The following is a 21,800-nucleotide window of genomic DNA, read 5'->3' as shown; positions in this document are numbered from 1 at the left end:
GATAAAAGTAAAGCTTTTTTGAAAAAAAAAAAATACTCCTAAAAAATTTTAGGAATATCTTTTCATTAAATTATTTAGCTGGTTCTTCTTTTACCGCGTCATCTAAAGGTAATAACTCTTCTTGACCATCTTCAACAACCTCGGCTTTTTTACTTTTCTTGGAAGCTTTTGGTTTTTCTTTTTCTGCTTTGCTCTTTTGTATATCTTCAGCACTTGCGCCGATCCCATAAGCTTGGCGCACCAACGTATTTAATTCTTCAATCATATCAGGATGTTCTTGCAAATAAATTTTTACATTTTCCCGACCTTGACCAATGCGTTCGCCTTTATAAGAATACCAAGCGCCAGATTTGTCGACAATATCTTTTTCTGCTGCCATGTCCAAAAGTTCACCGACGCGAGAAATCCCTTGGCCGTACATAATATCCACTTCAGCCACTTTAAATGGTGGCGCCACTTTATTTTTTACTACTTTAATTCTTGTGTGGTTTCCGACAATATCGGTGCCTTGTTTCAATTGTTCAGCGCGGCGCACTTCTAAACGAACCGTTGCGTAAAATTTCAACGCCCGGCCACCAGGAGTGATTTCCGGATTCCCAAACATCACGCCGACTTTTTCACGAATTTGGTTAATGAAGACGGCAATTGTTTTCGTTTTATTAATGGAACCAGATAATTTCCGCAAAGCTTGGCTCATTAAACGTGCTTGCAAACCAACGTGGCTGGCACCCATTTCGCCTTCGATTTCGGCCCGCGGGACAAGAGCTGCCACCGAGTCAATAACTACAATATCAATAGCACCAGAGGCAACAAGTGCATCGGCAATTTCCAAAGCTTGTTCACCAGTGTCTGGTTGGGACAAAAGTAATTCGTCAATGTCGACGCCTAATGCCTTGGCGTAAGTTGGATCTAACGCGTGTTCAGCATCAATAAAAGCTGCCGTGCCGCCTGCTTTTTGCACTTCAGCAATGGCGTGCAATGAAACGGTGGTTTTACCGGAACTTTCTGGTCCGTAAATTTCAATAATTCGTCCACGGGGATAACCGCCGACACCAAGAGCTACATCTAAAGCGAGTGAGCCAGAAGGGACGGTTGCAATTTCCATATCAACTTTTTGTCCTAATTTCATAATCGAGCCTTTACCGTAACTTTTCTCGATTTTTTTTAGTGCGTCGTCTAACGCTTTTTGCCGATCTTCAGCCAAAAAAATTCCTCCTTCAAGGTTCATAATTTATTTTTTTAATTTTTTTAAATGGATTATCTCTTGCAGTACTTTCCTATTTTAAAGGATTCCAGGGAAAATTGCAAGAAAAAGGCGAACAAATATTCCCCTAAGCGAAAATATTTTTTAAAATAAAAGATAAACCTTCCATCACTGCTTGCTGACGAATATAATTGCGGTCGCGATTTAAATGCAGCAAGAGACTCATTACACCATGGCGGGTAGCAAGGCCAATATAAACTGTTCCTGCCGGCCGATTTTCTAGCGGTTCTGGTCCAGCCACGCCGGTAAAACTAATGGCTAAATCCGTATCAAAAATTTCTCGCGTATTTTGAGCCATCGATTCGGCCACTTCACTAGAAACTACGCCATATTTTTCGATTAAAGTTGCCGGAACATGAGCGGTTTTTATTTTCGCTTCGGGAGAGTAAGTAATCAGTCCACCGGGGAAAACTTTTGAAACACCAGCAATCTCCCCTAGCGTAGCTTGAAATAAGCCGGCAGTTAAACTTTCGACAGCGGACAATGTCAGCTGGTTGGCTTTTAATTTTTCCACTACAACTTGAGCCAATGAATTTTCATCGCCAGAACCATAGTAAAATTCGCCGACTTGAGCTAAAATTTTTTCTTTTAACTGTTGGACTAACGCCCACCCTTTTTCAAGTGTTGTAGCTTGGGCGGTGATTCGCAAAGTCACTTCATGCAACTTAGCGTAAGGCGCGACGGTGGGATTGGTTTGTTGGGCGATTAAATCTTGAAGTTCAGTAGCCAGTTGCGCTTCGCCAATGCCGAAAAATCGTAAAACTTCAGAATATAAATGATCTTCTTGAGGTAATATTTTTTCTAAATGCAAGCGAGCGACTTGTAAAAACATCGGCATCAGTTCACTAGGCGGGCCAGGCAAAAGTAAATAATAAGTATTATCTTGGTTAATTAAAGTCCCCACGGCCAGTCCGGCGGGATTTTCCAAAACGATTCCACCGGCGATGGAGAGCGCTTGCAGCCGATTATTTTCCGTTACGACGCGATTGCGCCGTTGGAAAAACAAATTAATTTTTTCCATGGCCGTTTCATTGAAAAATAAATCCCGGCCTAAAAATTTCGCCACCGTTTGTTTCGTTAAATCATCGGTTGTCGGCCCTAAACCGCCAGACAAAACAACTAAATCAGAACGAGCTTGCGCTAATTGCAAATTTTCTAAAAGCCGCGCCGGATTGTCCCCCACCACGCTTTCGTGATACGTATTAAATCCTAGTGCATTGAGTTGTTGCGCCAAAAAAGCGGCGTTGGTGTTAACAATTTGACCCATCAAAATTTCGGTTCCGACAGCAATAATTTCTGCTTCCATATAAATCATCCCTTACTTTTAAAATACGCAGAAAAAAGTCAGGCAGAAAAATTTCCACCCGACTTTTTTTACTTTTACATCGATCCTTTGAAAATACTTTTGTTTTTGGCAAAATAATCGATGCCAGAATAAATTGTGAAAAATAAACAAGCATAAAGTAAAATTTGGTCAAAAGGAATGCTTAGGGCAGCAAATGGCAAATTATTTAATAAAAGAAAAATAATCGCAAACATTTGCGTGGCTGTTTTAATTTTTCCCGGCCAAGCGGCAGCCAAAACTTCGCCACTTTCTTCTACTAATAATAAACGCAGACCCGTAACCGCCAGTTCGCGACAAATAATAATTGCCACCACCCAGCCAGGTGCCTTGCCAAGGTCCACTAATAAAACAAAAGCGGTCATGACTAACATTTTATCGGCTAAAGGATCGGCAAATTTTCCAAAGTTAGTCACCAAATGATTGGCGCGGGCAATTTTTCCATCCAACCAATCGGTAATAGCGGCAAGCGCAAAAATAATTGCGGCTACCATTTGGCGGACAGGAAGGTCCACCGATAAAGCGTGAAGCGTTCCCCAATCTAGTGGAACTACTACTAATACGATAAAAATCGGGATCATAAAAATTCTCAGCACTGTTAATTTGTTCGGCAAATTCATTTTTCAATCGCTCCTTTGTCTTCTCTTCTCTATTTTACCCAAAGGAAGAGCCGATGTCACCTCTTGCGGTAATTTAAAAAAAATCACGCGGGCGCGTGATTTTTTTGACAACCTTATTGACGGTGTCTCAAGTTCAGCGGTTAGGAGAAAAGATAAAATTTTTAAAAATCTAAAACCATGATTTTCGAAAAATTTTCCTATTTCTCTACACCGCTAGACGAACTTTCGACAACCTTGTTTGACGGTGTCTCAAAGGTAGCTGCTAGGAAAATAGATAAAACTTCCGGCGAATGTTCCATTCGTCCTCAGTTTTCCTAATTTTCTACGCAGCTGATCACCTTTTCGACATCCTTTATTCATAACTTATCGTTAAGTCTAGGTTTCTTTTGACGCCGCCTAGGCCGGTGGGGTTAAAATCTAAAGCTTGGCCGTTAATTTTAATCGCGGCATTTCCGGCGGCTCCTAAGACGACGCGGGCGCTGGTTGCATTTTCTGGCAGCGCGCTAGTTACTACTTCGCCAGGTTGCAAAGTGTGTTGGTAAGTGTAATCGCCATTGACGATAATGCCCACCCAACATGCTCCGGTGGATAGTCCGGTAAATTCAATATTCGCTGGGCTTTTCACGTGGCTTAAAGTCATCGTTATTTCGGTGGTGGTGGTGCTATTTAAAACAAATTCAGGCACGACTTCAGCGGAACTTTCGGTAGTTGAAGTCACCGTTGAGCTTTCCGTTGTTTCAGCAACCGAACTTTCGATTGTTGTACTTTCAACAGTCGAACTTTCCGCCTCGGAATTGACAATAACTGCAGGTGGTCGGGCGATAATCGGATTTTCCGTTCGATCTCGAATGGTCATCGCCACCACGCCGCCGACAATTAAAATCGCAACAAATGCTAAAATAATTACCGGTAGTAAACTATTTTTTTTAGGAGATTGATCGCGCCGACTGGTTCTAGAAGGTGCTTTATTTGTTGTCGTTCGCTGAGGTTTGCGCACTTCATTTCCGCTGCGCAAGGCCATTAACAGAGGTTGCGGATCGATGTCGACTGCCACTGCGTATTGCTCGATAAAACTGCGCACATAAAAATCACCAGGTAATGCGGCGAAATTATTTTCTTCTATATTTACTAAATGTCGTTGTTGAATTTTTGTAATTTGTTGTAATTCCTCAAGAGAGTATCCTTTTTTTAAACGTGCGCGTCGTAAAGTATCGCCGATTTCCGCCACGAGTTCTCCTCCTTTTTCATCCGTTCCACGCGCCATCAACGCTCACGAGGCTACCGGTTAAGTAGCTGGCTTCTTTGTGTGCGATCATCTGCACAAAAAAAGCAATTTCTGCGGGCGCTGCTAGACGTAAGACGGGAATATTTTCTTTTAAATCTGTTATTTCTTCGGTGGTAAAATCTTTCAATAATGGTGTTTGGACGGCGCCAGGCGCCACGACATTGACGGTGATGCCTAGCGTGGCCACTTCTTTGGCGTAACTTTTGCAAAATCCCACTTGGGCGGCTTTCACACTGGCATAAACGGCTTCCATCGCCGAACCAGTTTGTCCATAAATCGAACCAATAAAAATCACCCGGGCAAATGGTGCTTGCGCTAATTTTTTTTCAAAAAGTTGCAAGATGCGAATTGGTGTTTCTAGATGCAAACGCCATAAATTAGTCATGATTTCGGCTGGCATCTCACTTGTTAGACCGTACCATGAGTTTCCTTGCGCAAAAACAATTGTATCCAGCGCAAAAATTTGTTGGCTGAATATTAATAAATCTTCTGGCAAAAGTGCGGTCATGTTTAAAGATACCACAAAAAATTCCTGTTGGGGATACTGAATTTGCAAAGATTTTTGTAAGATTATCGCGGCGTCTTTTTGATGGGCGTAGTGGATATATAAAGAAAAACCGTCCGCTGCTAATTTTTCGCAAATCGCCTGTCCGATTCCCCCGGTGGCGCCGAAAACTAAAGCGTGACGCATTTAGTCTTCCTCCGGCAATAAATAAAAGACGGTGGCATTTTTTTCGTCGATAAATTTTTCTCCAAACGCGTGTAAGTCTTTAATAGTAATCGCTGAAATAACATCAGGAATTTGGAAAATATTGCCTTTTTTATCGGTAGTTTGGAAAAATTGATTGGCAATATATTCTGGTGAATTAAGGGACTGTAAATATTTTCCTAGCGTTTGTTTTTTCAAACGGGTTAATTTTTCAGCTGTCACTTCGCGATAAAGTTGCTCGGTAAATAAAATTTCTTTTAATGCAACCACTAATTTTTCAGGCTCGGCCGAATCGCTAGTAAAGGCGGCAAAATGAAAGCCCCGCTCGACACTTAATTCAAAACTGAAACTATCATCAATTAATCCACCATCATATAAATCTAAATACGCTTGCGAACTGTCCCCTAAAGCTAGCTCTAACAAAAGTTCGGCGGACATTTTATATTGCATTTGCGCCAAAGAATCCTGCGGCACTTGATCAAATCCTTTAATCCCCAGACCAACTTTAGGCATAACAACATCCATGTGGAGCGTGTTTTCAGCAATAATTTCAGCCGGCGTTTCGGTTGGGAAAAAGCGTTGAATTTTTTGAGCTGGCAAGAAATTTTTTTGCCCTTGATTATTTTTAATATCCTTCATTAAAGTGATTGGATCAAGGTTACCCACCACCAGCAGCGTCATATTGCTAGGGTGATAAAAAGTTTCATAACACAAATACAAATCCTCGGCGGTGATTTCTTGAATGGAATCAACCGTGCCGGCAATATCAATATGCAGCGGATGTTTCAGATATAAATTTTGAATCAGGCCAAAAAATAAACGCCAGCCCGGTTCGTCTTGATACATTTGAATTTCTTGGGCGATAATTCCTTTTTCTTTATTGACAGACGCTTTAGTAAAGTACGGTTCTTGGACAAAATCCAGTAATGTATTTAAATTTTCAACTAAAAATTCGGTGGCGGCAAATAAATAACTAGTGCGGGTGAAACTGGTAAACGCATTAGCCGAAGCTCCTAGTTGAGAAAATTTTTGGAAAACATCGCCGTCTTCTTTTTCAAATAATTTATGCTCTAAAAAATGAGCAATCCCTTCTGGAACAGTCACTTTTTCTTGTTGACCTAGTGGCACAAACGTTTCGTCGATTGAACCATAATCAGTAGAAAACAAGCCGTAAGATTTTTGGAAGCCGGCTTTAGGCACCAGAACGACGGTTAAACCATTATCTAGCGTTTCAGTAAAAATTTCTTCATTTAGTTTTGGATATTTCATGGGCTACTCCTGTTCCTTTCCGGCCAAAAAATAAATGCTTTGCAGACGAATTTGGCGGGCAACTTGTTGGACATCGTCTTTAGATACAGCAGCCAGCTCCTCTAGCCATTGTTCGTTGGTCTTGGCACTTTTTGGGGCGATGATGTCTTTATAGAACATTTCCAATTGCCCTTGCATCGTGTCTTGTTGCATTAAAAATTGATTTTTCCAGTTGGCTTTAGTTTGGTTTAGCTCCAAATCTGAAATCTGACCTTGTTGAATCGCCACTAATTGTTGATTGATTAACGATAAAACGTGATCACGATTTTTAGTGTCGATACCGCTTTGAACGGTTAAATATTGGCGATAAACATCAAAACTTGAGGAAGCATAATACGCCAAACTTTCTTTTTCCCGGACATTGAGAAATAATTTTGAATGCGGAAAGCCGCCGAAAATTCCATTAAAAACTAACAACGGAAAATAATTTTTCCCATCGTAATCTGCTGGCACTTGATAAGCGACGTTCAGTTTAGCTTGCAAGATGTCTTGTTGCTCTTGTTTTTCTGCCACGACTGGACTTAACGCTTGTTGATATTGCAAATCTGGTAATTTTGTTTCACGTGGGACAAATGGCAAATTTTTAAATAATTTTTCGGCAGCTTTTTCAGTAATATCGCCGATAACTAAAATATCTACGCGATCATTTGCCATCATTTCCTGATAATAACGAGTCAGCTCTTGATTTGTTAGCGCCTGAAGTTCGGAAACATTTCCGTAGCTGGGCACTTGCTGCGCTTCATCTGTAAAATAAAGTTGCGACAGTTGCGCGGATGCATAAGTTTGCTTATCTTCATAAACGCTCTGCAAATAACGCACGAGATTTTCTTTTTCCCGATCAAAAGTTTCTTGATGGAATTTTTCGGCTACAAAATGCGGCGCGAATAAAATTTCTTTTAGAAATTCGACTGCATTTTCTAAAATTCCTTTTTCTTCAATGAATTTTTCATTCACCACATTCATGCTCACCGTCAGTATGTGCAAACGGCCTTTTTTCCCGACATTAATCGAAAAACTAGCGCCAAATAAATCAGCTAAAGCATCTGCTAATAAATTTTGGGTAGGATATTTTTGAGAATTGGTTTCTAGTAGAGAAGAAAGTAGCGTCCGCTTGGTGGCCACGCCGCTAGCAAGCTCGGTGGCAAATCTAATATTGATTCGTACTGTCTTATACTTTTCAGTGGTTAGAACGTGCAAATTGACGCCCGATTTAATTTCTGTCAAAAAAATCACTCCTTAGTAGTAATGATAGATGAATTTTCGTTTGCTGACAATCATTGGACCAGATATTCGAAAAAAAAATCGAGCGCGGACAAAAAAATTTGTTCCCGCTCGAATTTTCACTTAAAAAGCATACCGGAAAATACTTTCGACAGCCTTTTTTTCGGTGTCTCTAAGGTAGCTGCTTGGAAAATAGATAAAATTTCTAAAAATCTAAAACCGGGATTTTTGGAAAATTTTCCTAATTCTTTACACCATTACCCGCACTCTCGACAACCTATTTTTTTCATTCGCCTTTGTTTTCTTTGAAATAATTTTTGAAGTTGGCGTGGTAGTGGTAGAACATGTATTTTAGCAGGATCCAGCGTTTAACGGAAAAATCAGGGTGATAAAAAACGGTGGTGCCGACTTGGTGTTTTTTAATTAATTTTAGTGCTTTTTGTTTGGCTGGTGAATCTTTGACGTATTTTTTGAACAGACGATTGTCCACTCCTAGCCAAAGTGTTTCCCCAGTGCCAAAAACAGTCGCGCCGCCGGTATGGCCAAAAACTAAATCTTCCACAATATATTCCGCCAAATTATACCCATTGAGAGTCACAAAAAAACTTGAGCGCCCTTGCCGCGGGTTAATTTCAAATAATTTATACTGATTATCGCGGGTGTCAAACTTCATATCAAAATTAGCGAAACCGCGATAATTGATTTGCTCCAAAAAGTTTTTTATTTGGTCATAAACGACTTGATCGGCTTCGGGTAAGATGGCCATATAATTACCAATCGAACCTGGCGCAGGATCTTCCAGCAAGGCGTGGCCGAGAAACATCATTTGAACGTGACCGGTACTATCCACATAGGCGTTCAGCACGTGCATCAGCCCATCGTCTCCGGGAATAAATTCTTGGCAAATCATCTTTCCGGTATAGCCGGCATTTTTTATTTTTAAAAGCAGCGTGTCAAATTCAGCGCGATCTTTCACTCGAAAAGCTTTTTTTCGCCCGACAAATGAAATATCTAGCCACGCGACAGAATCGGCTGGTTTTAAAGCAATTGGAAATTCAAATGGCAATTTTATTTCTGACGGATCAAGCAAAGTTGGCGTGTCGATTACAATTGTTTGGGGATGGGACAGTTGGAACTGTTGGCACAATTCATAAAAATGAACTTTGTTGACTAATTGTTCCAATAAATCCTCTTCCAGCGCATGAAATTCATAATACGGCGCCAGTGTCGCTTTGCCCCGAGCCAGAGCGGCCGCATAGGCATCGCCACATGCAATTAATAAATGTTTTTTTTCAGGATTTAATTGGCCATGGGCTTTAATTAAAGTATTTGCAAAAACTTGATCGTCGTGAAAATCAGGCACCGTATGAACCGTCACGATTTTCGAATATTTTGTTGGCGCCAATTGAGTGGCCGCGTATGCTTGACTAACCATGCCGTATTTTTCGTGAAAGGCCCGCGCCATTCCGTACACATTAATGTCGCTTCCTAATAAAGTGACATCAAAATTATTTTTTTCCATTTTTTCAGTTCAACTCCGTAAAATTTTTTTCAAAATATTATTTAACTAGGTCAACTTTTTTACTGCGAAATTTATTAGTTAGCGCCGTAAGTTTTCCGCCTGTCGAATCGTTTCTAATACCGTTAAAGCTTGGGCATCAAAAATGTTTTGTCCGTGGGTTTGGCGCTTTTCTTCTAAAAGCGAGAGTTCCGTACAGCCAAGTACCACCGCCGCGTTGTTCGTTTGCTGTGCTACGTCTAGTAAAATCTCATCATACAAGGTAAAATCAAAAAAACTTTTGGCTTTAATTTGGTGATAAATTAAAAAATTTATTTTTTCTTGCAATGTCTTATCCGGTAGCCAATAAGTGAAGCCGGCTTTTTTGATTTCATTTTCGTAAACCCCGGCTAAAATACTGCCGGTGGTTCCTAAAAAAGCCACCGTTTCTCCGTGATATTTCTCTTTGACCTCTGTTACGGCAATTTTTGGCATATGCAAAATCGGCGCCGCACTTTTTTCTTGCAACGCCTCATAAAAATAATGAGCCGTATTACAAGTCAAAACGATAAATTTTGCCCCGATTTGATTTTGTAACGCAATATCTTGCAACAAATAAGGCAGCGGGTTTACTTGCGACTGGTCTTCAATATAGGCTGTGCGATCGGGGACTGTGGCATGATTGAACAAAACATAATTAAAATACGTTTGGTCACTGTCGGCCTTGGTCCACTGATTGAGCAAATGGACAAAACTTTCACTTGCCAACGTCCCCATGCCCCCCATAATACTGAAAAAATTTTCCAACTAACTCACCTTTTTTTCTGATTATTTTCTCTTGATCGACGTTTTAAAACGACTTATCCTCTGTAGCGATTTTCTGCTAGTTTATCATAATTTCCCAGCAAATTAAAGGCGCTTTATTTAATTAAAACGATTCTAAACATCTATTTAGCAAAACTTTTCTTTCTGTGGTAAAATCACTTCAACAAGGACTGAAAACAGGAGGAAGTAAAATGCCAACACGCCAAAAAAAATCAGTCAGAAACCGACTGCTGAATATACTAATTCTCCTATTGTTTTTAAGCGGAATTTATTTAGTAGCTCGCCCTTATGTTTTTGATTATTTAAATTCGCGAAAAGCTGATAGCACCTTGGAGCTAGTGGAAAATCAAGAAGACATCGCTGAAAAAAGGCGACGCTTGGCCCAAGAAGATCTTTATGGCGGCGCGGATGTCACTAATATTACAAAGGAAGCTTATCAAAATGCCGATGCGGAAAAAATCATTTTCACATACGGAATTGGTAAAATTGTTTTTCTCGAACAAGATATCGCCGTGCCAGTGGTGGAAGGTGTTACCAATGACGCGCTTTTGGTGGGCGCGGGCACTTTAAAGGCCAATCAAGAAGTCGGTCGTGGGAATTTTTCTTTAGCCGCTCACCGCTTAGCTACCCGCCATTCGATTTTATTTTCTAATTTAAAAAATACGGAAATCGGCGAACATGTTCGGCTGACGATTGGCGCTGATGTCGCCACTTATGAAATTACTGAAAAAAAAGTTATCGACCCTACGCAGGTGGAATACATTTCCGATGAACAAGGCGATGGCCTGATTACTTTAATCTGTTGTACGGATGATTCAGTCGATCGCTGGATGGTTCGCGGCAAACTGGTGGACGAAACGCCAACGACCGCTGCTGTTGACAAATAAATATACAATGAAAAAGGAAGCTCAGTGCAAAGCCGGCTTCCTTTTTGTTTTGTTTTCTTTTGTTTTCTGTTGAAAATTTTGGCTATCTATTGTACACTAAAGCTAATACTTAAAAAGAAAGGTTGATTTGATGATTAAAGAATTTAAAACATTTATTATGCGAGGAAGTGTGGTGGATCTAGCTGTTGGGGTGGTCATTGGGGCTGCTTTTACCGGCGTGGTCACCTCCGTGGTCCAAGGATTTATCACGCCATTAGTTAGCTTTGTGATTTCCCTGATTACCGGAAATTCCGATGGCACTTTTTCAGGCATGAAAATTCGCCTCGGCCAGACGGATTTATTTTTGGATTTTGATTTACTCGTCAACGCGCTACTGGCCTTTCTCATCACGGCTTTTGTTTTATTTTTCATCGTTAAAGGGATTAACCATTTGAAATCTCTAGGTAAAAAAGAAGAAGACGAGAAAGAGGCTGAAAAACCAAGCGCCGAGGAAACTTATTTAAAAGAAATCCGCGACTTACTAGCTAAGCAAGATAAAAAATAAAGAACAGAAAAATCCCTCACCAAAAAAATTCGGCGGGGGATTTTTTGTATAGTGTCGCTCTTTAACGCCGAAAACTTCACCTTATTTAACGGGAATTTTTCGGCAAGAGCTTGAGAAAAAGACAAAAATCGGTCACGACATAAACCGTCATGACCGATTTTTCCTATTTCTCTACAGTGTTTACCGAAGCGAACTTCACCTTATAATGGATGTTTGCTTTCGAATAGTGGGGATACTGGTTTGTTTTCGTGGATTCGTTTGATGGCATCGCCCATTAAATTACCCACGGAAATTTGATGGATTTTTTTGCTGATGGTTTCTTTTGGTAAAAGAATGGAGTCAGTAACTACTAATTTTAAAATTGCTGAGTCGTCAATTCTTTGCATCGCAGGACCGGACAAGACTGGGTGGGTACATGAAGCATAGACTTCTGTGGCGCCGGCTTGTTTTAAAGCATTGGCTGCTAAAGTAATTGTTCCGGCAGTATCGATCATATCGTCAATTAAAATACATTTTTTCCCGTTAACTTCACCAATAATATTCATCACCTCAGCCACATTGGCGCGGGGACGACGTTTATCGATAATTGCAATCGGTGTTTTCAAAAATTCCGCCAATTTTCTAGCGCGAGTTACACCGCCGTGGTCAGGAGAAACGACAACGACATCGTCACCAATTAAGCCGGCATTAATAAAATAATCGGCAATCAGTGGTGCGCCCATCAAATGGTCAACCGGAATATCGAAAAATCCTTGAATTTGAGAAGCATGCAAATCTAAAGTTAAAATCCGAGTAGCTCCGGCAGTTTCTAACATATTAGCTACAAGTTTAGCCGTAATTGGTTCGCGGGCGCGGGCTTTACGATCTTGTCTTGCATAACCGTAATAAGGCATCACGACATTAATCGTTTGAGCGCTGGCACGTTTTAAAGCATCAATCATTATCAACAATTCCATCAAATTATCATTCACAGGACTTGAAGTCGATTGAATCAAATAAACGTGAGCTCCACGAATACTTTCTTCAATGTTAATTTGAATTTCACCGTCGCTAAATTTTTTAACGGAAGTGCGACCTAGTTCAACGCCAACAGCAGCGGCGATTTTTTCGGCCAACGGTTTGTTAGAATTAAGTGCGAAAATTTTCAAGCGCGGATCAAAATAATGTTTAGACATGTTTCCCTCCACTGAATTGTTTTGCTTTCATTAGCATCTTAGTTGAATTTTCACCATAAATCAAGACTTTCTGGCACGATTATTGCTGATAAGGTAATTTTTTAGCGTAATCTAATTTATTTTCTTGTCTAGAGCGGGCAATGGCCATGGCGGCTGCCGGGACATCTTTTGTAATGGTGGAACCAGCGGCGATAAATGCATTTTCCCCAATGGAAAGTGGCGCCACGAGATTCGCATTACAGCCGATAAAAACATTGTCGCCTACGTTGGTATGGTGTTTATTTTTTCCATCGTAATTGACAAAAATCGTTCCACAACCAATATTAATATTTTTTCCTAACGTTGCATCGCCTACATAAGTTAAATGACCGATTTTTGTCCCGGTGTCGACAGTTGATTTTTTCACTTCGACAAAATTTCCAATATGAACATGTTCACCAATATCTGATTGCGGACGCAAATGAGCAAAAGGACCGACGTCAGCATTTTTACGGACGATACTGTCTTCAATCGCTGAACTTCTAACGACAACTCCGTCTTCAATCATCGCATTTTCTAGCGCCGAACCAGTTGTAATCAGGCAATCGGCACCGATTTTCGTTTGTCCTTTTAAAGTCACACCGCCTTCAATTACCGTATCACTACCAATTGTAACATCGATATCGATATAAGTATGTTGCGGATCAATCATCGTCACGCCATTTTTCATATGTTCGTTATTAATTCGCCGTTGCATCACACTTGTCGCTTCCGCTAAAGCGAGGCGATCGTTAACCCCCATAGATTCTGAAAAATCTTCCATCACCATGGCGCCGACTGCTTTATTTTGTTTTTTCAAAATTTCAATAATGTCGGTTAAATAATATTCACCTTGGGCATTTTCCGTATTGATTTCTTTTAAAGCTTCGAACAATAATTCATTGTCAAAACAATAAGTCCCGGTATTGACCTCGTGAATGGCGGCAATTTTTTCGTCAGCATCTTTTTGCTCAACGATTTTTTCCACCGCACCAGCCTCGTCTCGCACAATCCGACCATAACCAGTTGGATTTTCAGCCAAAGCCGTTAAAATCGTCGCGCCTCGTTGGTATTTTTGATGATCAGCAAATAAATTTTCAATCGTGCCTGCAGTTAAAAGTGGTGCGTCGCCAGAAAGAACCACCGTTGTACCGGTCTGTCCTTCTAAGAGACTTTTCGTTTGCAAAACGGCGTGCCCGGTTCCTAATTGTTGTTCTTGTAAAACATAAGTCACGCGGTCGCCTAATTCTGCTTGCACTTTCTCAGCGCCAAAGCCGACAATGGTAATAATTTTTTCCGGCTGCAACTCTTCTGCTGCGCTCACCACATGATTGACCATAGATTTCCCACAAACCGGATGCAAAACTTTGTATAATTTTGATTTCATCCGTGTTCCTTGACCCGCTGCTAAAATAATGACAAAACGATCCACTTTTTTTCCTCCTAAAAAACTTGCTAGTTTTTTTCGTATGTGGCTTAATTTTAGCCTAGTCGTTGATTGTTTTCAACCGAAATTGACTCATGTTGAAAAAAATAATTTAAAATTTTCTAAAAAGTCTATGCTTTATAAGAAAAATTTGCTATGCTTGAGCTACTTTTATTTACGAAAAATTTTTTACAAGGAGCCTTTTGATGCCTTATTTATATTTATTTTTGTCGGCATCAGAAACTTATGCCGCTAAAGCCATCCGCTTTACTACCGCCGAAACGTACACCCATGCCGCGTTGGCCTTCGACGCTGATTTGGCCATGATGTATAGTTTTGCCCGCAAGCAACCGGCCTTTCCACTCCCAGCTGGCTTTATTGGTGAAAATATTTCTGCCGGATTTTATAAAAATCATCCCGACACGCCTTGCGTTTTGTTGCGCCTAGCTGTCAGTTCCCGCACTTTACAATTAGCCCGCGCCCAAATTTTTTCCATGCTCAACGTCCGCAGCAAATATCATTACAATTTAATTGGACTCGTTTTATGTCGCTTCAATATCGAAAATAAACGGCCATGGCATTTTTTTTGCTCGCAATTTGTCAGTGAGGTCTTAGAAAATTCTGAAGCAATCACTTTGCCAAAACGCCCTAGCTTAATGCATCCCGCTGATTTTTTAGCCATTGACCAACTTGAAATTATTTACCAAGGCTCCGTTTTCGACTTGCAAAAAAAACTTCACAGCGAAAAAATTACCTTGCCGCTTCATAAAACTTTCGTCCCCGCACCACCAAGTCAAGCAATCTTCTAAAAAAAAGTGCCACTGAAAAAATTTTCAGTGACACTTTTTTTATTTGGCTTTTTTTCTAAAACGAGCTTTTACTCCCCTTTTGACCACTTGCCAAAAAGTTAAAGAGTGAACCATATGATCTGGTGCGACATATTTTTGAATCGCCCGCAAGACTTTTTTAGGCTCTTTACTGGCGAAGGTAAAAGTGCCGTTGCCTTTCGTTTGAATGGCGTAACGCGGAATCCATTTTCCTTTAAACATAACTGAGGCCAAGACGTAATCGACTTCCTCCCAAGGAATGCGAATAAATTTCCGTTGGTCGCGATCATTGTAAAATTCAAAGGCCCGATCACCGATCATAATTTTTCCGTATTCATTTAGACCGGAAAAAGACGTCGCCGTCATCGTCAAATCCACTGCCGTATTAAGTGATTGAACCATCTGGACCTCCTATTTTTCTTATGTATTGGTGCGCGTAAACGCGCACCGTTTTTTGAAACAACGAAAACACAACCTTTTATACGGTGTGTTTTCGTCTAGCTCTCGAGAAAAAGATAAAATGCTTTCTGTCTGCTGACGCATCCATGCACCATTTTCCTATTTTCCTTCGACCTATAACAACGAAAACACAACCTTTTATAAAATATTCAACAAATGGCCGACGATGCCGACGACGAATAATCCGATGATGATAATGATTGGTGAGATTTTTTTCTTCAACAACCACATGCAAAGGAAGGTTAATAGCAAGGCAGCTAATCCTGGAATTAAGCTGTCCAAGTTATCTTGCAAGGTGGTGACTTTGGTTGCCGTTTGTGATAATCCTTGGCCGACTTGTTGGAAGGCTTCTTGGATTCCTTGGCCACCAGCAGGTAATTCGTCCCAGTGAATGTAAGCGGCTGGATCGAGTTGTACTTCGGAAACGACTGGCGTAAATTTAACTGAAACCCAACGTTGCACTAAAGATCCTAAAACGAACATCCCTAGTATCGAAGCGCCTTTTGTAACTTTTTGTAAAAGTCCACCCGTTAAATCTTCAGTAATTTTTGAACCGGCGCGATAGCCGAATTCTTGCGTGTACCACATAAATGCCCAACGAATAATATTCCAAGCAACGAAGAAAATAATTGGTCCTAAAATATTTCCGCTAAGTGCTAAAGATGCACCAAGAGCACCTAACATTGGGCGAACAGTAAACCAGAAAACAGGATCGCCGACACCGGCAAGAGGGCCCATCATTCCGATTTTAACCCCTTGAATAGCTACGTCATCAACAGGTGCGCCATTAGCACGTTCTTCTTCTAGCGCTAAAGTAACACCGAGAATTGGCGAAGCAATATAAGGATGGGTATTGAAAAATTCCAAATGCCGTTTTAAAGCGGCTGTCCGGTCTTCTTTTGTTTTGTATAATTTTTTAATAGCGGGAATTAGTGAGTAACACCAGCCACCATTTTGCATCCGTTCATAGTTCCATGACCCTTGAATAAAAGTGGAGCGCCATGCAACGGCCAAACGATCTTTTTTACTTAATGAAATTTTTTCTGCCATGATTTTTCCTCCCCCTTTTAATAGTCATTTAAAATGTCGCCCAGAGGATCACCCGTATTAGAAGATCCGCCTTGGCCGCCATTATTTGAGCCAGATTCTTGGAGATTTAAATAAATTAAAGCAATCGCAATAGCAATCGCACCTAGAGCAATTAAAGTTAATTGTGAAACGGCTGCTAGTACAAAACCGATAATGAAAAATGGCCAAACTTCGCGAGTTGCCATCATATTGATAACCATGGCGTAACCTACAGCTACAACCATGCCCCCGCCAATGGTCATTCCTTCATTTAACCAAGCTGGCATCGAATTTAATAAACCGGCAACTCGTTCTGCTGGAATTAATAATAATAAGGCAGCAGGAACAGCAATCCGCACACCTTGCAGACCAACGGCAATCATGTGCCACAATTCAATTTTTCGATAATTTCCTTCATCAGCGGCGCGGTCCATAATGTGGACAATCGGCACAGCTACCGTTCTAACAATCATTGTTAAGAACAAACCAGCGACAGCCAATGGTACGGCTACGGCAATGGCAGCTGAAATCCCATTTTGATCAAAGTTTCCGCTGAGCACTAGAATAATTGCAGAAGCTACTGAAGCTAAGGCAGCATCAGGTGCTACGGCTGCTCCAATATTGGCCCAACCTAGGGCAATCATCTGTAAAGATCCTCCTAAAATAATACACGGAACTAAATGTCCGGTCACCAAACCAATTAACGTACAAGCGATTAATGGTTGGTGAAATTGAAATTCATCTAAAATTCCTTCCATCCCGGCTAAAAAAGCAATCAGGACAACTAATATTGCTGGAACAATCGACATAAAATTTCCCTCCTTTAAATTTTTTAATTTTTGGCTAACTCATTTTTTGCTTTTTTCAAAATTTCATCCATATTGGCTTTAGAATCACTTGGCACTTTGCGGACATCAAATTTAATGCCTTTTGCTTTTAATTTTTCAAAAGTATCCAAATCATCTTGGCCCATGGATAACACTTTGCTAACTACGACTTTACCAACGGAATGCGCCATGGAGCCAACGTTGATTTCCGCTATATCTAAGCCGCCGTCCACCACTCGCAAAACATCTTGGGGATTTTCAAAGAGCAACAAGGCTTTCGTATTGCCAAAACGTGGATCTTTAGCAACTTCAATCATCTTGTCAACTGGCACCACATTGGCTTTTACACCAGGAGGCGAAGCTTGCTCAATTAAATTTTTCCGCAATTCGTCTTTGGCCACTGCATCAGATACAACAATGATCCGACTAGGTGAAACAGATTTCGTCCAAGCAGTCGCTACTTGTCCATGGAGCAAACGTGAATCGACGCGGGCTAAGACAACTTTAATTTTGCCATCGCCTAAGACGGTCCCTTTTGGAATGCCTCCGCCAACAATTTTTTCACTTGGTACATCGGCAGACTCAGCAGTTCCGGCAGCTTCAACTGCTTTTGGTGCAATCTCTTCAGGTAAAACTCGCACGCCATCTTTAGCCGTTTGCAAAATATGGGCGGCAATGTCTTGGGCTTTGTCCATGGATAATCTTGAGCCGTAAGCTTCAATGACCATTGGCAAATTCATTCCGGCGACAATCGCCCATGTTTCTTTGTGGGCATCAAACAAACCGCTGGCTTGATTGAACGGTGTCCCGCCCCATAAATCCACCAAAATTAAAACCTCGTTTGGATCTGGAAAACTTGCCACTGCTTTTTCCATGGCGACTTTTACATCGTCTGGTCCTTGATTTGGCATCAAGGTGACCGCTGCAACGTGCTCTTGCTCGCCAAAAATCATGGCACCAGATTGCTTAATCCCTTCAGCAAACTCGCCATGACTCGCTAAAATAATTCCAACCATTTTTTGACCTCCATTCTATATTTTTTAAAAAAATGTTGAACAAATAAGACCATTGGGAAAAAGTGCACTTAACACTTTCTTAATAACCCTTCTCCTATTGTAGCAAAAAATAAAAAAAATCTCCCGCAATTTTGTTCACGGGGGATTTCGGGTCAAAATAGGGTTAAAACAAAATTAAAATAGAGGCAAAACAAAATCAAAACAGGGCCAAAGCTAAATCAAAACAGAGGCAAATATTTTTCATACGGCGTGCCGGCTAATTCTTCTTTCGGAATAAATCGGAGAGCTGAAGAATTAATACAGTAACGCAAGCCACCTTTTTCTTTTGGTCCGTCAGAAAAAACGTGACCGAGATGACTGTCGGCTTCTTTACTACGAACCTCAACGCGATGCATCTGGTGTGACCAATCGGCTTTTTCTTTTAAAAGTCGTTTTTCGATGGGTTGAGTAAAACTTGGCCAACCACAACCGGCGTCGTATTTGTCCAATGAAGAAAAAAGAGCTTCGCCAGAGACGATATCCACATAAATGCCCTCTTTAAAAAAATCATCATAGACACCAGTAAACGGCGCATCGGTACCTTTTTGTTGCGTCGAGGCAAAACTTTGCGGATCCAATTGTTTTTTTTCTTCGTCAAAATTTTTCATAGTCATGGTAACCTCCTGAATTTTTTTTTGGGGGAAAATTAGGTGATTTGGAAAACATTTGAAAATTTATTGAAATTTTTTTTAAAGCCATATTTTAGAAATTGGCTAATTCTTTATTGAGCTGACCCACTGGCAAGCCAACTATAGCGTAATAGTCTCCGGCAATTTTTTCAACCAATAAGCTGCCGTGATCTTGAATGCCGTACGCCCCAGCTTTGTCGGCGTACTCGTTAAAGTCAAGATAATGATTAATTTCTTGGGCGGAAAGATTGAAGAACGTTACATCACAAGTGGCCAGAAAAACTTTTTCTTTTTGACCTTGCCGCAGACAAACACCAGTCAGTGCTTGATGAGTTTTGCCGGAAAATTGTTGCAGCATATCAAACGCTTCTTGTCGTGAATGGGGTTTGCCGAAAATTTTTCCATCAAGGGCCACAACCGTATCGCTAGCGACAATCATTTCAGTTGGGTGCTCTTGGGCGATGGCGGCAGCTTTTTGAGCGGATAGTCGTTGTACGTAGTCACTGGCAATTTCGCCAGCGTGCTGGCTTTCGTCAATATCAGCCGGAATGACGGAAAAGTTTTCCACAATTTTTTTCAGTAACATTTGGCGCCGCGGTGACTGGGAAGCTAGAATCATCAAATCACTTCTTTCTTGTTGGGTAATTTTTGACGGTGTGTTTTGGGCAATAGCTGGGGAAAAAGATGAAATTATTTAAAAATCCAAAAGCGGGATTTTCAAAAATTTCCCTATTTTCCTGCGCTATTTAACGCCCAAAACACAACCTTAGTGTGGATCTTGGATTCTTTTGAACATTTTTTCTAGGTCGGTGTTGGAAAATTGGATGAGGACGGGTCGGCCGTGGGGGCAGTTGAAGGGATTTTCGCAAAGCGCTAGATCATTCAACAGTTGGCGGGCTTGAGGCTCGTTTAAATAATGATTGGCTTTAATTGATCGCTTGCAACTCATCATAATGGCTGTGGCCGCGCGATATTTTGCAATGGAGACTGAGCCTTCCAAAAGGAGCATCTCGATTAATTCCCGCACCGTTTTTTCTTCGTCGCCTTTAGCAATCCAGGTTGGATGCGTCCGCAGCAAAAAACTTCCTTGGCCAAATTCTTCCAAAAAAATGCCAATTTCATTCAGCAAAGACATTTTTTCTTGAATCGCCAAATAATCGTTCACTGGATATTCCAAAACAATCGGCAATAATAATTCTTGCAAGTCACCACTGACTTTGCCGATTTCTTCCCGGTAATATTCGTACTTAATCCGTTCTTGAGCGGCGTGTTGATCGACAATGTATAATCCTGTTTCGTTTTGGGCAAATAAAAATGTACCGTGCATTTGACCAAAATAATCGAGCTGAGGAAATCTTTTTTCGTGGGCTAAGGCATCTTGTTCCACAATTTTTTGCGCCTGTTGAAAACTTTTGAAATCTTGCGGGTTTTTTAGATCAAATGCTGGGTGTTCACGGTCGTTTGCTGAGTTATCCCCAAAATCTGTGGATAAGTTGTGCATAACTTTGGTCTCATTCTCGTAGTTATCCACTGACTTGTCCACATTGTCCACAGAATTATCCACATTTTTGTTATTTAACGACTCGCTAACGAAAAAGTCGCCGGTCTTTTCGTCAAAATGCAAAGTTTCTTTGTTGTGTGGAAAAGTTTTTACAGTATGTGGATAAGTGGAAAAGTTTTCCACTTTTTTATTCGAGTTGTCCACATTTTCCGTATGAAAATTCAAAGGTAAATCTTGCGTTTGAATCGGCTCGGTATTTTTTCGTTTAAAAGAAAGTTGGTTCAGTGCCTCGGGAATTAATTGTTCTTTTTGTAAACTGGTAAAAATCGCTTCTTCGATCAAACCCATGAGTTCTTTTTCTTTACTGAGGCGAACTTCCTGTTTCGTTGGGTGAACATTGACGTCCACTAAGAGCGGATCGGTTTCAATGGTAATGACGGCAATCGGAAAACGGCCCACCATTAATTTGGACCGATAGCCATTAATAATCGCTTTGTTCAAAAGGAAATTTCGAATGTAGCGGCCATTAATAATAATCGAAAGATAATTTCGGCTAGCCCGAGTCACTTCTGGCAGACTCACAAAGCCGGCAATTTTAAAATCCAAGTCACTTGCTTCAATCGCCACCATTTTTTTAGCCGTCGCCATCCCATAAATTCCAGCAATTGCTTGTTTCAAATCACCATTGCCGACAGTTTTAGTCATAGGATTGCCGTCATGAGTCAGACGCATGGCAATATTCGGATGGCTTAACGCCAGACGATTAACAATATCACCAATATTAGCCAGTTCAGTTTGCAAACTTTTGACATATTTCAAACGGGCAGGCGTGTTGAAAAATAAATTTTCCACCGTAATCGTTGTGCCGACTTTAACTGGTGCTGCAGATTTTTCCGTAATTTTTCCGCCAACAATTTTTAGCGTCGTCCCCATAACAGCTTCTTGCGTGGCGCTTTCCATAGTGACTTGGGCCACAGAAGCAATCGAAGGCAAGGCCTCGCCGCGAAAACCTAACGTGCGAATTCGAAATAAATCTTCTTTGCCGTGAATTTTACTAGTGGCATGACGCTTAAACGCATTTTCCACATCATCGGCGGCAATTCCCGCCCCATTATCACGGACGACAATTTTTTTTAAGCCGGCTTCTTCGATTTCAACGTCGATTTGTGTGCTGCCAGCGTCAATGGCATTTTCCAATAACTCCTTGACGACAGAAGCGGGGCGCTCCACCACTTCTCCGGCGGCGATTTGGTTGGCTAATGTTTCGGAGAGTTCTAAAATTTTGGCCATAACAATTCCTTTCTAGGCGGAA

21 protein-coding genes are annotated in these 21,800 nt (G+C 41.0%); 3 read left to right on the top strand and 18 right to left on the bottom strand.

Annotation, left to right across the window (positions count from 1 at the left end; translation table 11 throughout):
• Window positions 1–70 precede the first annotated feature (70 nt).
• From recA to BQ5341_RS02250, 9 genes are all read right to left on the bottom strand, one after another.
• Window positions 71–1,204, bottom strand: a complete 1,134-nt coding sequence (gene recA / locus BQ5341_RS02290; RefSeq protein WP_071130461.1) for a recombinase RecA — start codon at window positions 1,202–1,204, stop codon at window positions 71–73.
• Between the two features lie 127 nt (window positions 1,205–1,331).
• Entirely contained in the window at window positions 1,332–2,570 is a 1,239-nt protein-coding gene (locus BQ5341_RS02285; protein ID WP_071130460.1) for a competence/damage-inducible protein A, read from the bottom strand.
• Between the two features lie 74 nt (window positions 2,571–2,644).
• Window positions 2,645–3,226 (bottom strand): CDP-diacylglycerol--glycerol-3-phosphate 3-phosphatidyltransferase, encoded by a 582-nt coding sequence (gene pgsA / locus BQ5341_RS02280; protein ID WP_071130459.1) that lies wholly within the window; start codon window positions 3,224–3,226, stop codon window positions 2,645–2,647.
• A 352-nt stretch (window positions 3,227–3,578) separates the two neighbouring features.
• Entirely contained in the window at window positions 3,579–4,454 is an 876-nt protein-coding gene (locus BQ5341_RS02275) for a helix-turn-helix domain-containing protein (RefSeq protein WP_158661726.1), read from the bottom strand.
• Between the two features lie 16 nt (window positions 4,455–4,470).
• Window positions 4,471–5,202 (bottom strand): elongation factor P 5-aminopentanone reductase, encoded by a 732-nt coding sequence (gene ymfI / locus BQ5341_RS02270; protein ID WP_071130457.1) that lies wholly within the window; start codon window positions 5,200–5,202, stop codon window positions 4,471–4,473.
• Window positions 5,203–6,489 (bottom strand): EF-P 5-aminopentanol modification-associated protein YfmH, encoded by a 1,287-nt coding sequence (gene yfmH / locus BQ5341_RS02265; protein ID WP_071130456.1) that lies wholly within the window; start codon window positions 6,487–6,489, stop codon window positions 5,203–5,205.
• 3 nt (window positions 6,490–6,492) lie between these two features.
• Entirely contained in the window at window positions 6,493–7,752 is a 1,260-nt protein-coding gene (gene yfmF, locus BQ5341_RS02260) for an EF-P 5-aminopentanol modification-associated protein YfmF (protein ID WP_071130455.1), read from the bottom strand.
• Window positions 7,753–8,035: 283 nt separating this feature from the next.
• Entirely contained in the window at window positions 8,036–9,271 is a 1,236-nt protein-coding gene (locus BQ5341_RS02255) for a carboxylate--amine ligase (RefSeq protein WP_071130454.1), read from the bottom strand.
• Between the two features lie 78 nt (window positions 9,272–9,349).
• Entirely contained in the window at window positions 9,350–10,054 is a 705-nt protein-coding gene (locus BQ5341_RS02250) for an amino acid racemase (RefSeq protein ID WP_071130453.1), read from the bottom strand.
• A gap of 209 nt (window positions 10,055–10,263) precedes the next feature.
• Here BQ5341_RS02250 and BQ5341_RS02245 point away from each other — a divergent pair, with 209 nt between their 5' ends.
• The gene (locus tag BQ5341_RS02245; protein ID WP_071130452.1) at window positions 10,264–10,959 is read left to right on the top strand and encodes a class A sortase; all 696 of its coding nucleotides are present in this window, start codon (window positions 10,264–10,266) and stop codon (window positions 10,957–10,959) included.
• Window positions 10,960–11,089: 130 nt separating this feature from the next.
• Complete coding sequence (gene mscL / locus BQ5341_RS02240) at window positions 11,090–11,503, top strand: large conductance mechanosensitive channel protein MscL (RefSeq protein ID WP_071130451.1); 414 nt, start codon at window positions 11,090–11,092, stop codon at window positions 11,501–11,503.
• Between the two features lie 200 nt (window positions 11,504–11,703).
• Here the strand turns inward: mscL and BQ5341_RS02235 are convergent, their stop codons facing one another.
• Together BQ5341_RS02235 and glmU are read right to left on the bottom strand one after the other, a co-directional pair.
• On the bottom strand, window positions 11,704–12,678 hold the full coding sequence (locus BQ5341_RS02235; protein ID WP_071130450.1) for a ribose-phosphate diphosphokinase: 975 nt from the start codon (window positions 12,676–12,678) through the stop codon (window positions 11,704–11,706).
• 79 nt (window positions 12,679–12,757) lie between these two features.
• Entirely contained in the window at window positions 12,758–14,128 is a 1,371-nt protein-coding gene (glmU, locus tag BQ5341_RS02230) for a bifunctional UDP-N-acetylglucosamine diphosphorylase/glucosamine-1-phosphate N-acetyltransferase GlmU (protein ID WP_083378563.1), read from the bottom strand.
• Between the two features lie 200 nt (window positions 14,129–14,328).
• Between glmU and BQ5341_RS02225 the strand changes: the two genes are divergently transcribed.
• Complete coding sequence (locus tag BQ5341_RS02225) at window positions 14,329–14,931, top strand: hypothetical protein (RefSeq protein ID WP_071130449.1); 603 nt, start codon at window positions 14,329–14,331, stop codon at window positions 14,929–14,931.
• Window positions 14,932–14,970: 39 nt separating this feature from the next.
• Here the strand turns inward: BQ5341_RS02225 and BQ5341_RS02220 are convergent, their stop codons facing one another.
• The 7 genes from BQ5341_RS02220 to mutL all read right to left on the bottom strand — a co-directional run bounded on the left by BQ5341_RS02220 (window position 14,971) and on the right by mutL (window position 21,778).
• A complete protein-coding gene (locus BQ5341_RS02220) occupies window positions 14,971–15,351 on the bottom strand; it encodes a DUF956 family protein (protein WP_071130448.1) in 381 nt (126 codons plus the stop codon).
• A 195-nt stretch (window positions 15,352–15,546) separates the two neighbouring features.
• On the bottom strand, window positions 15,547–16,458 hold the full coding sequence (locus BQ5341_RS02215) for a PTS system mannose/fructose/sorbose family transporter subunit IID (RefSeq protein WP_071130447.1): 912 nt from the start codon (window positions 16,456–16,458) through the stop codon (window positions 15,547–15,549).
• Between the two features lie 17 nt (window positions 16,459–16,475).
• Entirely contained in the window at window positions 16,476–17,285 is an 810-nt protein-coding gene (locus BQ5341_RS02210) for a PTS mannose/fructose/sorbose transporter subunit IIC (protein WP_071130446.1), read from the bottom strand.
• Window positions 17,286–17,308: 23 nt separating this feature from the next.
• Window positions 17,309–18,319 carry a PTS sugar transporter subunit IIB gene (locus BQ5341_RS02205; protein ID WP_071130445.1) on the bottom strand — a complete coding sequence of 337 codons (1,011 nt, stop codon included), beginning with the start codon at window positions 18,317–18,319 and terminating at the stop codon, window positions 17,309–17,311.
• Between the two features lie 218 nt (window positions 18,320–18,537).
• A complete protein-coding gene (msrB, locus tag BQ5341_RS02200; RefSeq protein ID WP_071130444.1) occupies window positions 18,538–18,972 on the bottom strand; it encodes a peptide-methionine (R)-S-oxide reductase MsrB in 435 nt (144 codons plus the stop codon).
• A gap of 88 nt (window positions 18,973–19,060) precedes the next feature.
• The gene (locus BQ5341_RS02195; protein WP_071130443.1) at window positions 19,061–19,606 is read right to left on the bottom strand and encodes a Maf family protein; all 546 of its coding nucleotides are present in this window, start codon (window positions 19,604–19,606) and stop codon (window positions 19,061–19,063) included.
• Between the two features lie 147 nt (window positions 19,607–19,753).
• Window positions 19,754–21,778 (bottom strand): DNA mismatch repair endonuclease MutL, encoded by a 2,025-nt coding sequence (gene mutL / locus BQ5341_RS02190; RefSeq protein WP_071130442.1) that lies wholly within the window; start codon window positions 21,776–21,778, stop codon window positions 19,754–19,756.
• Window positions 21,779–21,800: the final 22 nt, after the last annotated feature.

This window comes from Enterococcus timonensis (assembly GCF_900104595.1).
GTDB classification, from domain to species: Bacteria; Bacillota; Bacilli; order Lactobacillales; family Enterococcaceae; genus Enterococcus_J; species Enterococcus_J timonensis.
This window is presented reverse-complemented; position numbering and strand designations above follow the sequence as displayed.

Bases quoted from the DNA above. Each gene is read 5' to 3' on its own strand.
- BQ5341_RS02285 (WP_071130460.1), bottom strand. From the start codon at position 2,570: ATGGAAGCAGAAATTATTGCTGTCGGAACCGAAATTTTGATGGGTCAA.
- pgsA (WP_071130459.1), bottom strand. From the start codon at position 3,226: ATGAATTTGCCGAACAAATTAACAGTGCTGAGAATTTTTATGATCCCG.
- ymfI (WP_071130457.1), bottom strand. From the start codon at position 5,202: ATGCGTCACGCTTTAGTTTTCGGCGCCACCGGGGGAATCGGACAGGCG.
- yfmH (WP_071130456.1), bottom strand. From the start codon at position 6,489: ATGAAATATCCAAAACTAAATGAAGAAATTTTTACTGAAACGCTAGAT.
- BQ5341_RS02255 (WP_071130454.1), bottom strand. From the start codon at position 9,271: ATGGAAAAAAATAATTTTGATGTCACTTTATTAGGAAGCGACATTAAT.
- BQ5341_RS02245 (WP_071130452.1), top strand. From the start codon at position 10,264: ATGCCAACACGCCAAAAAAAATCAGTCAGAAACCGACTGCTGAATATA.
- mscL (WP_071130451.1), top strand. From the start codon at position 11,090: ATGATTAAAGAATTTAAAACATTTATTATGCGAGGAAGTGTGGTGGAT.
- BQ5341_RS02235 (WP_071130450.1), bottom strand. From the start codon at position 12,678: ATGTCTAAACATTATTTTGATCCGCGCTTGAAAATTTTCGCACTTAAT.
- BQ5341_RS02225 (WP_071130449.1), top strand. From the start codon at position 14,329: ATGCCTTATTTATATTTATTTTTGTCGGCATCAGAAACTTATGCCGCT.
- BQ5341_RS02220 (WP_071130448.1), bottom strand. From the start codon at position 15,351: ATGGTTCAATCACTTAATACGGCAGTGGATTTGACGATGACGGCGACG.
- BQ5341_RS02215 (WP_071130447.1), bottom strand. From the start codon at position 16,458: ATGGCAGAAAAAATTTCATTAAGTAAAAAAGATCGTTTGGCCGTTGCA.
- BQ5341_RS02210 (WP_071130446.1), bottom strand. From the start codon at position 17,285: ATGTCGATTGTTCCAGCAATATTAGTTGTCCTGATTGCTTTTTTAGCC.
- BQ5341_RS02205 (WP_071130445.1), bottom strand. From the start codon at position 18,319: ATGGTTGGAATTATTTTAGCGAGTCATGGCGAGTTTGCTGAAGGGATT.
- msrB (WP_071130444.1), bottom strand. From the start codon at position 18,972: ATGACTATGAAAAATTTTGACGAAGAAAAAAAACAATTGGATCCGCAA.
- BQ5341_RS02195 (WP_071130443.1), bottom strand. From the start codon at position 19,606: ATGATTCTAGCTTCCCAGTCACCGCGGCGCCAAATGTTACTGAAAAAA.
- mutL (WP_071130442.1), bottom strand. From the start codon at position 21,778: ATGGCCAAAATTTTAGAACTCTCCGAAACATTAGCCAACCAAATCGCC.